This is a genomic window from Luteimonas chenhongjianii (assembly GCF_002327105.1).
Lineage (GTDB): Bacteria > Pseudomonadota > Gammaproteobacteria > Xanthomonadales > Xanthomonadaceae > Luteimonas > Luteimonas chenhongjianii.
Window position 1 is genome coordinate 2379834 of record NZ_CP023406.1, and the last position, 13650, is coordinate 2393483.

The window sequence follows — 13650 nt, forward strand, 5'->3', positions numbered from 1 at the left end:
CGTCGAAAAGGTAACGGGCGATTATCGCACAGCGCCCGCACCGCACGCGGCCGGGTCGTGACCGGCCAGGCGCGCGCGCCAATGAGGGCCGGAAAAGGAACGGCCCGCTGCGCGAGCGGGCCGTTCCATGCCTGCCAGGAACGCTGCCGTTCAGCGCTCGGCGGCGGCAGGCACCGGCACGGCCCGGTACTGGGTGCCGCCGCTGCGTCCGCGGACCAGCAGCATCACGGTATCGCCCGGCTTGATCTCGCGCAGCGCGCGGTCGAGCGCCGCCGCGCTGGCGACCGGCGTGCGGCCGACGCGCAGGATGACGTCGCCCGGCGCGATACCGGCCCTGGCCGCGGCGCCCGTCCCGGCATTGGCCACCAGCACGCCCTCATCGTTGCCGAGCCCGTACTGCCGACGCTGGGCCGCGTCGAGATCGCGGCCAACCAGGCCGAGCGCATTGCCACCCGTCGCGGCGGCCGGCGCCTGCGACTGCGTACCCGCCGCGGCGGAAGTCGCTGCCCCCTCGAGCGCCGACAGGGTGACGTCGAACTCGCGGGTACGACCTTCGCGGAAGATCCCGACCCGCACCCGGGTGCCCGGCGTCTTGCTGCCAACAAGCGGCGGCAACTCGCTGGACGACACGATTTCGGTGCCGTCGACCGAACGGATCACGTCCCCCGGCTCGATGCCGGCCTTCTGCGCGGGGCTGCCGGGCAGGACCTCCTGGACCAGGGCGCCCTTGGTGTCGGGCAGCTTGAAGCCGGCCATGTCCTGCGGCGTGATCGCCGAGACCTGCACGCCCAGCGAACCGCGCTGCACGCTGCCGGTCTTCTTGATCTGCTCGGCCACGTTCGCGGCCACGTCGATCGGGATCGCGAAGCTGACGCCCATGTAGCCGCCGGAGTTGCTGAAGATCTGCGAGTTGATGCCGATCACCTCGCCCGCGACATTGAGCAGCGGACCACCGGAGTTGCCACGGTTGATCGGGACATCGGTCTGGATGAACGGCACGTAGCGCTGGTTGGCGTAGGGGTTGGAGCGCTGCACCGCGCTGACGATGCCGGCGGTGACCGACTGCTCGAACCCGAACGGCGAGCCGATCGCGACCGCCCACTGGCCCGGCCTGACGCTCGCGCCGTTGCCGAAACGCAGCGTCGGCAGCCCCGTCGCGTCGATCTTGAGCACCGCGACATCGGACTCCGCGTCGCTGCCGACCACCTTGGCGACGAATTCGCGACGGTCGGACAGCCGCACCTTCACCTCGTCGGCGCCGTCCACCACGTGATGGTTGGTCAGCAGGTAGCCGTCGGAAGAGATGATGAAGCCGGTGCCCATCGAGGTGCCCCGCGGCGCGCTGCCACGGCCGCCCGGACCGCCGGGCATCTCGAAGCCCGGCCCGAAGAAGCGGCGGAAGATCTCCGGGATCTGCGCATCGTCCGGCATCTGCTGTCCGCTCGCCTGACGCGCGCCGATCGTCGACTCGATACTCACGACCGCAGGGGTGACGCGCTCGACCAGACGGGTGAAATCGGGCAGCCCGCTGACCAGGGGCGCGGCGGACGTCGATGACACGCTGGCTGCGGTATCGGCAGGCGTCTGCGCAGCGGACTGCGCGACGGCATCAGGCATGAGGAAAGCAGTCGTCGCGGCCGACAGCGCAGCGACGAGGGACATCGTGAGCAGGGACTTTTTCATCGAGGTCATGCTGGACTCGGTGGAATGTGGAATGGGACGGAATCACGCTCGCGGGAGGCGCGCCGGCGCACGCCACCGTGAGCTTTCAGGGAACTCAGGGCAGCATCTGCGACGCGCCGGGAACGGACGCGGCATCGGCGGGATCGACCGGGAACCGTGGCAGTACCGTACTGGTCTGGGTTTCCCGCGCATCCCACGACGGCGCAGCGAACCGTTCGCCCTGACGGACGGAGAAGCTGCTGTTGGCGGAAAGGGACGACGCCCTCGGCCACGGGCGGGCAACGGCCGGCACGTCGGAAAAGCCCGGTTCGGCCGCTGCGGCGCCAGCCATGGCCATGGCCACGCCGACGCCGGCATGTGCGCCAGCGCCCTCGCCAGCACGCGTCGCGGGAGACGAAGCGACCGCGCGCGTCTCGGCCGGCTGAAGGCCCTGGCCGACACGCACCGCGGCGCGCTGCGACTGGCCGCGCGAAGCACGCTCGGTGGCGCCGCGGGGTGCTGCTGCGGCGACCGCCGCCGGCGCACTTTCCTGCAGGTCCGCCACCTGCATGGACGCATCCGCGATCGCGTCGACCGCGACCGGAGCAGGCGTCACCGGCGCGGCATTGGCCACCGCCGGCGTCGCAGTCACGGGCGCATCGACCGCACCCGGGCGGCCGACGAACAGGGCCACCAGTGCGACCGAAGCCACGAGCGCAGCCCCGCCGCCCCAGCGCAGCAGACGCGGGCGCCTGGCGTCCGCGATGACCACGGAGACAGTGCCGTCAGTGGCGATGCCACGCGCCACGCGTTCGGCGAAGTCGGGCGGCAACAGCGAGACATGGCGACCGCGCAGCACATCGCCACAGACCTGCCACCGCTCGAAGCAGCCCGAAAGTTCAGCGTCGTGTTCGAGCCGGCGGCGCAGGAAGCGCGCCTGGTCGTGCGACAGTTCAGCGTCGAGCATCGCCGACAGCTGCTGGCGGTGGAAGCGCTCGAGCTTGTCGGGATCGGGACCGGGCTGCAGGATTTCGATATCGTCGACTGTGTTCATCGGGTCACGCGCTCCACTTGTCTCTCGTTGTCCATCAAAGGCCGCAGTTCGCGATCGATCGCCTCGCGGGCCCGGAAGATCCTTGAACGCACGGTGCCGATCGGGCAGCCCATGCGTTCGGCGATCTCTTCGTAGCTCAGGCCGTCGACCTCGCGCAGGCTGATCGCGAGCCGTAGTTCCTCGGGCAGAGCTTCGACCGCGCGCATCACCGTTTGTTCCAGCTGCTGACGCATCAGTTCACGCTCTGGCGTGTCGCTGTCGCGCAGGCGGATGCTGCTGTCGAATTGCTCGGCATCCTCGACGTCGATGGCGTCGGTCGGCGGGCGCCGGTTGTGGGCAACCAGGTGGTTCTTCGCCGTGTTGACCGCGATGCGATGCAGCCAGGTGTAGAACTGGGAATCTCCGCGGAAGTTCGCCATCGCCCGGTAGGCGCGGATGAAGGTTTCCTGTGCGACGTCCTGCACTTCGCCCCAGTCCGAGATGTAGCGACCGATCAGTGCCGCGATCCGGTGTTGGTATTTGCGCACCAGCAGATCGAACGCCGCGACATCTCCGCCCTGCACCCGTTTGACCAGTTCCTCGTCCAGTTCAGTTCGCTCCCGGCTGTCGCTGTGCTCGGCCATCGGACCGGATCTCCTCAGAAGAAGCCCGGCCTGGCACGGGCAGTAAGACAGGCCGCTGCGCGAAAAGTTCCTCACAGCCGGTGTGGCAGTGTTGCCGCGCACCAACGCATGGTCTGGGGGCGATGCCCGCGTATGCCAAGTCGCAGGCGGTGCCCCGATGACACGCTTTCCGCTGATCCAGTCGGCCGCTGTTTTCAAACGCCGATTTGACGGCGCCGAAGCAACCTCGGGATCATAGGCGGATTCCCATACTCCAAAGAATGGTGCCGTATGTTCGCAGGTCTCGACGGGCTCCGCTTCAGTCACTGGCAAGCCGAATCGCGCGACGACGGCGTGCTCGTCCTCGCATTCGACCGCGCCGGCGAATCGGTCAACACTTTCGCGCAGGACGTGTTGATCGAACTCGATGCGTTGCTCGAACGCCTTGCCCTCGATCCGCCGCGTGCGCTGGTCATCCGCTCGGCCAAGGCCAAGGGCTTCATTGCCGGCGCGGACATCCGCGAGTTCCAGGCGTTCGATGCCAAGGGCACGATCGGCGATTCGATCCGTCGCGGACAGATGGCCTTCCAGCGCCTGGCCGAGCTGCCCTGCCCCACGGTGGCGGCGATCCACGGCTTCTGCATGGGTGGCGGTACCGAAATCGCGCTGGCCTGCGATTACCGCGTCGCCAGCGATGACCCGTCGACCAGGATCGGCCTGCCCGAGGTCAAGCTGGGCATCTATCCGGGCTGGGGCGGCAGCGTTCGGCTGCCGCGGCTGGTCGGCGCGCCGGCGGCGTTCGACATGATGCTGACCGGCCGCGCGCTGTCGGCGAAAGCCGCGCGCGGCATCGGCCTCGTCGACAAGGTGGTCGATCAGGCGCTGCTCGTAGATGCGGCAATCGCGCTCGCGCTCAAGGGTGCCGAGCGTCCTTTCAAGCAGCGTTTCATGGGCTGGGCGACGAACATCTGGCCGGTGCGCCAGGTGCTGGCTCCGGTGCTGGTCAAGCAGGTCGCGCGCAAGGCGAAGAAGCAGCATTACCCGGCCCCGTACGCGATGATCGAAACCTGGCGCCGCGCGTCGGGCGATACCCGCGCGAGGCTGGCGGCCGAACGCAAATCGGTCGTCAAGCTGGCCGGCACGCCGACGGCGCGCAACCTCACCCGCGTGTTTTTCCTGATGGAGCGGCTCAAGGGGCTCGGCGGCAAGGCTGCGGGCGGCCAGGCTCCGATCCGGCGCGTGCACGTCATCGGCGCCGGTGTCATGGGCGGAGACATCGCGGCATGGTCGGCCTACAAGGGCTTCGACGTGACCCTTCAGGATCGCGAGCAGCCGTTCATCGACAAGGCGCAGGCACGTGCCGCAACGCTCTTCGAAAAGAAGGTCAAGGACGCTGCCAAGCGGCCCGAGGTGGCAGCGCGCCTGCGCTCCGACCTCGCCGGTGATGGCGTGGTGGACGCGGACCTGGTGATCGAGGCGATCATCGAGAACGCCGAGGCCAAGCGCAGCCTGTACGCGGATATCGAACCCCGCCTGCCCGCGGACGCGCTGTTGACCACCAACACCTCCTCGATCCCGCTCGACGAACTGCGTAGCGGCATCGCCCGGCCCGGGCGGTTTGCCGGCCTGCACTATTTCAATCCCGTCGCCTCGATGCCCCTGGTGGAGATCGTCCACCACGACGCCGTCGACGAGGCGACCACGCAGCGCCTGGCTGCGTTCTGCAAGGCGATCGACAAACTCCCCGTTCCCGTCGCCGGCACCCCCGGCTTCCTGGTCAACCGTCTGCTGTTCCCCTACATGCTCGAGGCCGCGAGCGCGTACGCCGAGGGGATTCCCGGCAAGGCAATCGACAAGGCCGCGGTCGACTTCGGCATGCCGATGGGGCCGATCGAACTGATCGATACCGTGGGCCTGGACGTGGCGTCGGGCGTCGGCCAGGAACTCGCGCCGTTCCTGGGCCTGCGGATTCCGGCGTCTCTGGCATCGCCACCCGAAGCGGGCCGGCGCGGCAAAAAGGACGGCCAGGGCCTCTACACCTGGACCGACGGCAAGGCGCAGAAGCCCGAGCTGCCGAAGAACTATCGCGCGCCCGAGGATCTGCAGGACCGGCTGATCCTGCCGCTGCTCAACGAAGCCGTAGCCGCGCTGCACGACGGCGTGGTCGCCGACGCCGATCTGCTCGATGCGGGTGTGATCTTCGGCACCGGCTTCGCGCCGTTCCGTGGCGGCCCGATCCAGTACATCCGCGAAACCGGCGCCGATGTCATCGTCGAACGCCTGCGCACGCTGCAGGCGCGCCACGGCGATCGCTTCGCACCGCGTCCGGGCTGGGACAATCCGGCGCTGCAGCCGGTGCCGCGTACCGCCTGATACGCGCATGGCGCGACGCCCTGTCGCGCCGGGCCCTGAACCCTGGATAGTCGTTCGGGGCCACTGAATCCGGGCCCACCGCACCGGTAATCCGATCCGATCCGCGCGCGGCTGCGTCGCGCCGTGGGGACGCCCCTCAGCCGGGATGCCGCGCCGCCAGCGCGGCGGCGCGCGTTTCCAGTGCTTTGATGAGCGCCTTGCGCTCGGACGCGGTCAGATCGAGCATCTCGAAGGTATCGCCGAAGAACAGGCCGTCCAGGGCAAACGTCAAGATGAGCGCGTCGACGAAATCCGGGCCCAGCGCACGCAGGCGTTCGATATGCCCCCGCGCCTGCTGGCGGGGCGAGTCCATCAGTTCGGGCGCATTGACCGCCGCGGCGATGAGGGACTGGGTCGCCTTCGGTCCGTGCAGTTTGGCTTCCATGCCCTGACGCTGGGCATGCACGAAGGCCTGCAGGTAACCGCCCGGACCCGATGGAAACATCGCTTCGGCGGTCTCCAGATTGCTGCGTTGCTGATCCATGTGGTGCTCGACCACACCTTTGAGCAGCAGATCCTTGCTGGCGAAGTGGTACAGCACGCCGCCCTTGCTGACGCCTGCTTCGGCCGCCACGGCGTCGAGCGTCAGATGCGCCGCGCCCATCCGATCGGATACGGCAAGCGCCGCATCGAGAATGCGCCCGCGGGCGTTGCTGGCTGGCTTTCGGTTAGCCATGACACGCACCGTGACGACGATCGGGGAGTTCCGGTTTATACCTCCCAGCCGGTTTGGAGAACCTGAGGATCCGCATCCAGGCCCTTCCAGGTCCGCCACAGCGCGAATCGCTCAGGGCAGCCTGCGGTGCCGGAGGCCTATGCAGCCATGGGCCGGATCAAGAAGCTCTCCCAACCGGCGCGTCCGCGATCCAAGAAGGCGCTCCAGGAAGAGCACGACGAGTCACTGCCCACGGCTGAGAGGACGAACTGCTGCGCCACGGTGGGTCTGCGCGGCGGCTACCTGTTCCATCTCGTGGAAATCCGGCACCCCGCCTTGCGCGCGATGCGCGACGACGCGCGCTGAGCGCATCGCCCCTGACACGCGGCCCGCGCGATGCGGGTGGCGACCGACTCACATCGTGTGGGTCGGCTTCTCCGACTGCAGCGTCCCGGCGAGCAGCGTCTCGATCCGGTTCTTGACCGCCTCGCCTTCCGGGGTGTCGGCAAACTGCACGCCGACGCCTGCGGTGCGGTTGCCCTGCGCGCCGACCGGCGTCACCCAGACCACCTTGCCGGCGGCCGGCAGGCGATCGCTGGACTCGGGCAGGGTCAACAGCAGGAAGACCTCGTCACCGAGGAAATAGCGCTTGGAGGTCGGCACGAAGATGCCGCCCTGCTTGAGATAGGACATGTACGCGTTGTACAGCGCGGCCTTGTCCTTGACGGCGAGCGACAGGATGCCCTGACGTGCGCCTGCGGCGGTTGCGCTCATGGCTTGCGATTCCAGCGAAGAAGTCAGTTGCGGGCGATGGCGCCGCGCCATGCGAGCAGCAGCTCGGCAATGGCGAGGTCCGCACGCACCGTGGTCCTGAGCAGGTCACGGGTGCGATTGGCGGAATCGAACCACGCGGCCAGCTTCCCGATTCCCGCGACATCGGTCAAGCCGGATGCACGGGCGAGCGCGAGATCGGCAGCGTGCGCGACGCGTTCCGCGGCATCGTCGCCATTGGCCCAGCGCTGTGCGGTGGCGACGATGGCAAGCTCGCCCTTGGTCACGCCGGCAAGATCCTTGGCCACTTCCCGGCGCAGCGCCATGCCACCGCTCTCCAGCCAGTCCGCAGCGAGGCCTGGATGTCCGCGGGCAGCGTCGAGCGCTTCGACGGCATCGGCGTCGCGATGTCCCAGCCCGCGCAGCCACGCCAGCGCCTCCTCGCGTGGCGGCAGGCGGAACTCGATGCGCTGGCAACGGCTTCGGATCGTCGCGGGCAGACGCAGCGGATTGGCCGCGACCAGCCAGAGGTGGCGCCCGGGCTGCGGTTCCTCGAGGGTCTTGAGCAGCGCGTTGCATGCGGCGGTGTTGACCGCGTCCGCGGGATCGACGATCGCGACCTGGGCGCTGCCGTACTGCGGCGTCAGCGACAGCTTGGCCGACAGTTCGCGGATCTGCTCGATGACGATCTCGGTCCGCAGCTTGGTGCCGTCCTTGGTCGGCACGAACGAGACCGCATGGAAATCGGGATGGGTGCCGGCAGCGAGCAGCTGCGCGCTGCGCACTTCACGATCCAGGCCCAGAACATGCGCGGCCAGCGCATCGGCGACCGCGCGCTTGCCCAGCCGCGCCGGCCCGCAGAACAGCAGGGCGTGGCCGAGCCGACCGCTGTCGAGCGCCGCGCGCACCTGCTCGTGGATGCGTGCCTGCCAGGGCGCGAAGGCGACTTTCGCGCTCATGCCCTGCCCCGCGCCGCGGTGAGCGCGCGTACGGCGTCCTCCGCGACAACGTCTGCGGGGCGCGTGGCGTCGATCACGTGGACACGCTGCGGCTCGGCCTGCGCGCGGGCCAGGAACGCACGTCGGACGCGCTCGAAGAACGCGTCCTGCTCCGCCTCGATCCGATCGGGAAACGCATCGCGTCCGCGGGCGCGTTCGCGGCCCTGGGCGACGCCCAGATCGAGCAGCAGCGTGATCGCCGGCGCGATCCCGACATGCGCCGCTTCCAGCGCGGCGATACGCGCCGGGTCGATGCCACGTCCGCCGCCCTGGTAGGCATAGCTGGAGTCCGTGAAGCGGTCGCTGACCACCCAGGCGCCGCGTTCGAGCGCGGGCAGGATGGTCATCCGCACGTGCTGGGCGCGCGCTGCGAACATCAGCAGCAGCTCGGTGTCCGGCGCCGCCGGCTCGTGCCCGGGATCGAGCAGCAGGCCACGGATCAGTTCGGCCAGCGGTGTGCCGCCGGGCTCGCGGGTACACACGACGTCGTCGCCGCCCGCCGACAGCGCCTCGCGCAGGGCGTGCAGCACCGTGGTCTTGCCCGCCCCTTCGCCGCCTTCGACGGTGACGAAGCGCGGATACGTACGCAATGCGCTCACTCGCTGTCGTCCGCGCCGATGGCGGCTTCCACTTCGACCTCGTTCGGCGCTTCCTCGGCCGCTGCGGCAGGGCTGCTGCCCGCGTTGCCGCCACCGTAGCGCGCGCGGTAGCGGCGCACGTAATCGCGCACGGCGACGTTGTGCGCGGCGTAGGTCGGCGAAAACACATGGCGCCCGCTGCCGTCCCCGACGGCGACGAAGTACAGCGCGTCGCCGTCGGCCGGATGCGTCGCAGCCTGGATCGCCGCGGCACCCGCCATGGCGATCGGCGTCGGCGGCAGGCCATCGCGGGTATAGGTGTTGTAGGGCGTGTCGGTCTGCAGGTCGCTGCGGCGGATGTTGCCGTCGTAGGCGGTGCCCATGCCATAGATCACTGTGGGATCGGTCTGCAGGCGCATGCCAAGCTTGAGGCGGCGGTTGAACACGCCCGAGATCGCAGGGCGCTCTTCTGCGATGCCGGTTTCCTTCTCGATGATCGAGGCCAGCACCAGTGCCGCTTCCCGATCTTCGAGCTTCAGCCCCGGCGCGCGCGTCTCCCAGGCCTGGTCGAGGGCGGCTTCGAGCGCGGCATTGGCACGCCGCAGCAGGTCCACGTCGCTGTCGCCCGTGGTGTAGAGATAGGTTTCGGGCAGGAAGCGCCCCTCCGGATGCACGCCCGGCTTGCCGAGCGCCGCCATCAGCTCGGCATCGTCGATGTCCTGCAGGGTCTGCACCAGGGGCGTCGCACGGGCCAGCGCTGCGCGCAGTTCGCGGATGTTCCAGCCTTCGACGATCGTGAAACGGTGATGGATGACCTTGCCGTCGCGCATCCGGATCAGCAGCTCGCGCGGCGTCATCGATGGGGCCAGCGGGTACTCGCCGACCTGGATCCGGGAATCGGCGCCCAGCTCGCGTGCGAGCACGCGCCATTCCAGTTCATGCCCCTGGGTCGCGCCGGCCTCGCGCAGGCGTCCGAGCACACGCTGGAACGAGTCGCCGCGCGCGACCACCAGGGTGCCGGCATCGGCCAGCCCGGTCATCGGTCCATCGGCAAAGCGGGTGTAACGCGCGTGCAGCAGGAACGCGGCGACGCCGGCGAGCAGCGCGATCACCACGACCCCGCTCAGCAGGACGGGCAGGATGCGGCGGCGGGCGCGGGGCGTTGCGGAATCGGTCATGGGCGGCGGTGGCCGTCACTGTGGAAGCGGGCGGGCAGGATACCGTGGCAGGCCGGCGGCCATACAGACACCGCCGCGACCGGGCGGCCTGCGCCCGTCGCCCTGCGATCAGCCCGACAGGCCGAGTGCGCGCAGGGTGCCGCGCGCCTTGGCGCGGGTTTCCTCGAGTTCGCGATCGGGATCGGAGTCGGCGACGATCCCGGCCCCGGTGCGGAAGCGCGCGGTATCGCCCTCCACCTCGGCGCTGCGGATCAGGATGTTCAGGTCCAGGTCGCCATCACGGTTCAGCCAGCCCATCGCGCCGGTGTAGGCGCCGCGTCCCTGCCCTTCGAGCTCGGCGATGATCTGCATGCAGCGGACCTTGGGACAACCGGTGATCGTGCCACCGGGGAACACCGCGGCGATCGTGCGGCCGGGCGTGGTCCCGGGCCGCAGCCGGCCACGCACGTTGCTGACGATGTGGTGCACGTGGGCATAGCTCTCCACGCACATCAGTTCATCGACCTCGACGCTGCCCGGCACGCAGACCCGGCCCAGATCGTTGCGCTCCAGATCCACCAGCATCACATGTTCGGCGCGTTCCTTCGGATGGCCGACCAGTTCCTGCACACGCGCGGCGTCATCGTCGCCATCGAAGCGCGCGCGGGTGCCGGCGATGGGTCTGGTCTCGGCCAGATCGCCCCGCACCGAAACCAGCCGCTCGGGCGATGCGCTGGCCACCGCCCAGCCGTCCCCCTGCAGCAGGCCGGCAAAGGGCGCCGGATTGTGCTCGCGCAGCCGCGCATACAACGCCGCGGGGTCCAGCGGGCCGGCGAAGCGGGCCCGCCAGCCGCGTGAGAGATTGGCCTGGAAGACGTCGCCGGCGGCGAGGTAGTCGAGCACGCGCCGCACCCCGCCCGTGAAGCGTTCAGGGGCGTCCTCGTCGAGCGCGACCGGCGCCTGCCAGTCGGGCGCGGCAGGGACCGGCTGCCCGGCTGCGGCCACGAGTGCCGCCAGTAGCGTCTCGGCGCCGGCTTCGGCGACCGCGATGCACTCGCCACTGGCATGGTCGCGCAGGATCGCCGCGGGGCAGCGCCAGGCGACCGCGACCGGCAGCCCGCCACTTGCGTCCGGCAGCGTCAGGACCGGCTCGACCTGGGCTGCCAGCTCATAGGCCAGATACAGCGCCCAGCCGCCCCGGAACGGCCAGCGCGGCTCCTCGCGGGGCTGGCGCAGTGTCCGCCAGTGCGCATCGAGAGCGTCCAGAAAGCCGCCATCGAGCGCCGCACCGGCCGCGTCACGGGTCACCCCGTCGGGGTCGAGCTGCAGACGCGTGCCGTCGGTGGCCAGCAGCAGGTCCCAGCGCGCATGCGCTGTGCCGTGGGCCACCGATTGCAGCAGCAGCGGGTGTCGCGTCGGCGCCGCGCGTTGCAGCGCCAGCAGGTCGGTCCCGGGGGCAAGCGGATGGGTGATCAGCACGGCGGGATCCTGTGGGCTGCGGTCATGCTGACGTGCGCGGACGCCCGGCCGCTTCAGGCGTCGAGTTCGGTCCAGCGCTGGTATGCGGCGTCGAGCGCTTCCTGGGCTGTCCGCAGCTGTTCACCATGCGCGGCGATCGCGGCCGCATCGCGCTGGTAGAACGTGGCGCCCTGCATCTCGCTGGTCAGGCGGGCGATCTCCGCCTCCAGTTGCTCGATGCGACCCGGCAACTGCTCGAGTTCGCGCTGATCCTTGTAGCTGAGCTTGCGGCGGGTCGCGGTTGCGTCGGCCGGCGCCGCGGTCGTGGCGGCCTTCGGTGCCAGCGTGGTGGCCGGCAACGCGGTGCCGGGTTGCGGGCGCTGCCGCAGCCAGTCCTCGTAGCCGCCGATGTATTCGCCGACGTGGCCGTCGCCTTCCATCACCAGCGTCGAGGTCACCACGTTGTCGAGGAAGTCGCGGTCATGGCTGACCAGCAGCAGGGTGCCGGGATACTCGGCCAGCAGCTCTTCCAGCAGCTCCAGCGTCTCCACGTCGAGATCGTTGGTGGGTTCGTCCATCACCAGCAGGTTCGACGGCTGCGCGAACAGCTTGGCCAGCAGCAGGCGGTTGCGCTCGCCGCCCGACAGCCGGGTGATCGGCGCGCGCGCGCGTTCCGGCGTGAACAGGAAATCCTGCAGATAGCCGATCACGTGCTTGCGGGTGCCGTTGATCTCGACGAAATCCTGGCCTTCGGCGACGTTCTCCAGCGCGTTCCAGTCCTCGCGCAGCGTGGCGCGATACTGGTCGAAGTAGGCGATCTGCAGCTGGGTGCCGGCCTTCACTTCACCGGACTGCGGCTGCAGCTCGCCGAGCAGCAGCTTGAGCAGCGTGGTCTTGCCGGTGCCGTTGGCGCCGATCAGGCCCACCCGGTCGCCGCGGAAGATCGTGGTCGAGAAGCCATCGATCAGGCGTCGCTCGCCGAACGCGAACGACACGTCCTTCAGTTCGATGACCTTCTTGCCCGAGGCATTGGCCTGCGCGGCGGCCATGCGCACGTTGCCGGTCAGATCACGGCGCTGGGCCCGTTCGTTGCGCATCGCCTCGAGCCTGCGCACGCGGCCTTCGTCGCGCGTGCGACGGGCCTTGATGCCCTGCCGGATCCAGGTCTCCTCCTGGGCCAGCAGCTTGTCGAAACGGGCCTGTTCCTGGGCCTCGGCATTGAGCCGCTCCTCGCGCCGGCGCACGTAGTTGTGCCAGTCGCCGGGCCAGCTGGTCACCTTGCCGCGGTCGATCTCGACGATCCGGGTCGCCAGCGCACGCAGGAAGCGCCGGTCATGGGTCACGAACACGATCGCGCCGGGCCACTGCTTGAGGAAGCCCTCGAGCCAGTCGATCGCGGCGATGTCGAGGTGGTTGGTCGGCTCGTCGAGCAGCAGGATGTCCGGCGCCGACACCACGGCGCGCGCCAGCAGCACGCGGCGCTTCATGCCGCCCGAGAGGCGGGTGAACTCGGCATCACCGTCGAGCTGCAGGCGCTCGAGCACCTCGGTCACGCGCTGGTCGATGCGCCAGCCGTCGAGGGCCTCGATGCGCGCCTGCACGTCGGCCAGCGCGTCGTAATCCTCGGCATGCAGCAGCCGGTGATATTCGGCCAGCGCGGCGCCGGCTTCGCCCAGCCCCCCGGCGACCACGTCGAACACGCTGCCGTCCGCGCCGGCGGGCACTTCCTGCTCGAGGCGGGTGACGCGCACGCCCTGCTCGCGGCGGATCTCGCCGTCGTCGGGTCGGATCTCGCCGTCGATCAGGCGCATCAGAGTGGATTTTCCGGCGCCGTTGCGGCCGATCAGCGCGACGCGCTCGCCGCGCTCGATCGCCAATTCCACACCGTCCAGCAGCAAGGGTCCGCCGACGCTGTAGTCGACGTCATTCAAGGTCATCAAAGGCATCGGAGGATTCTACCGGGTCTGGACGGCTGCGGCTGCGTGGGCGAACGCCCGCGCTTGCGGCGTCTTTAAGCCCTCCCCCGCCTGCGGAGAGGGCTGGCGGGGGCGAAGCCTCCGTGTCGAAGCAACCTCAAGGCGGTCGTCGGTGGGACACCCTGACACCAGACATCCCGGGGCGGGCCGATGGCCCTCCTCCCAAGCCTCGCCCGCTATGCCTCCCCCGCCATGCAGGGGAGGGCCTCGATGGGCGTCGCTCGCGAGGGCGTGGGAGGAATTCCGGGAAAGCCTGCCCTCACCCCACCATCGGCGTCCGCCGATGGTCCTCCCCTCTCCCGTGGGGAGAGGGGCGTCGGTGTTCCG

At 69.7% G+C, this 13650-nt stretch carries 12 protein-coding genes; 2 read left to right on the forward strand and 10 right to left on the reverse strand.

Features of this window, described 5'->3' with window-relative positions:
- Nucleotides 1-150 precede the first annotated feature (150 nt).
- The 3 genes from CNR27_RS10830 to rpoE form a co-directional block, all read right to left on the reverse strand.
- A complete protein-coding gene (locus CNR27_RS10830) occupies nt 151-1617 on the reverse strand; it encodes a Do family serine endopeptidase (RefSeq protein ID WP_245815812.1) in 1467 nt (488 codons plus the stop codon).
- 160 nt (nt 1618-1777) lie between these two features.
- Nucleotides 1778-2716: an RseA family anti-sigma factor gene (locus CNR27_RS10835; protein WP_096298688.1), complete on the reverse strand. Its 939-nt coding sequence runs from the start codon at nt 2714-2716 to the stop codon at nt 1778-1780.
- Nucleotides 2713-3339, reverse strand: a complete 627-nt coding sequence (gene rpoE, locus CNR27_RS10840) for an RNA polymerase sigma factor RpoE (protein ID WP_096298690.1) — start codon at nt 3337-3339, stop codon at nt 2713-2715. The genes CNR27_RS10835 and rpoE overlap by 4 nt, the downstream gene beginning before the upstream one ends.
- A 270-nt stretch (nt 3340-3609) precedes the next feature.
- On the opposite strand from rpoE, the gene CNR27_RS10845 reads away from it, so the two are divergent.
- Nucleotides 3610-5691 (forward strand): 3-hydroxyacyl-CoA dehydrogenase NAD-binding domain-containing protein, encoded by a 2082-nt coding sequence (locus CNR27_RS10845; protein WP_096298692.1) that lies wholly within the window; start codon nt 3610-3612, stop codon nt 5689-5691.
- A gap of 136 nt (nt 5692-5827) precedes the next feature.
- On the opposite strand, the gene CNR27_RS10850 is transcribed toward CNR27_RS10845, so the two are convergent.
- A complete protein-coding gene (locus tag CNR27_RS10850) occupies nt 5828-6505 on the reverse strand; it encodes a TetR/AcrR family transcriptional regulator (protein ID WP_179948170.1) in 678 nt (225 codons plus the stop codon).
- A 48-nt stretch (nt 6506-6553) separates the two neighbouring features.
- Between CNR27_RS10850 and CNR27_RS10855 the strand changes: the two genes are divergently transcribed.
- Nucleotides 6554-6751: a hypothetical protein gene (locus CNR27_RS10855; RefSeq protein WP_096298696.1), complete on the forward strand. Its 198-nt coding sequence runs from the start codon at nt 6554-6556 to the stop codon at nt 6749-6751.
- A gap of 48 nt (nt 6752-6799) precedes the next feature.
- On the opposite strand, the gene CNR27_RS10860 is transcribed toward CNR27_RS10855, so the two are convergent.
- From CNR27_RS10860 to CNR27_RS10885, 6 genes are all read right to left on the reverse strand, one after another.
- On the reverse strand, nt 6800-7159 hold the full coding sequence (locus CNR27_RS10860; RefSeq protein ID WP_096300575.1) for a PilZ domain-containing protein: 360 nt from the start codon (nt 7157-7159) through the stop codon (nt 6800-6802).
- Nucleotides 7160-7182: 23 nt separating this feature from the next.
- The gene (locus CNR27_RS10865) at nt 7183-8115 is read right to left on the reverse strand and encodes a DNA polymerase III subunit delta' (protein ID WP_096298697.1); all 933 of its coding nucleotides are present in this window, start codon (nt 8113-8115) and stop codon (nt 7183-7185) included.
- On the reverse strand, nt 8112-8753 hold the full coding sequence (tmk, locus tag CNR27_RS10870; RefSeq protein ID WP_096298699.1) for a dTMP kinase: 642 nt from the start codon (nt 8751-8753) through the stop codon (nt 8112-8114). The genes CNR27_RS10865 and tmk overlap by 4 nt, the downstream gene beginning before the upstream one ends.
- Nucleotides 8750-9910, reverse strand: a complete 1161-nt coding sequence (gene mltG, locus CNR27_RS10875) for an endolytic transglycosylase MltG (RefSeq protein ID WP_096298701.1) — start codon at nt 9908-9910, stop codon at nt 8750-8752. Before mltG ends, tmk begins: the two co-directional genes overlap by 4 nt.
- Before the next feature lie 108 nt (nt 9911-10018).
- On the reverse strand, nt 10019-11368 hold the full coding sequence (locus tag CNR27_RS10880; RefSeq protein WP_245815609.1) for an aminodeoxychorismate synthase component I: 1350 nt from the start codon (nt 11366-11368) through the stop codon (nt 10019-10021).
- A 53-nt stretch (nt 11369-11421) separates the two neighbouring features.
- Nucleotides 11422-13293: an ATP-binding cassette domain-containing protein gene (locus tag CNR27_RS10885; protein WP_096298703.1), complete on the reverse strand. Its 1872-nt coding sequence runs from the start codon at nt 13291-13293 to the stop codon at nt 11422-11424.
- Nucleotides 13294-13650: the final 357 nt, after the last annotated feature.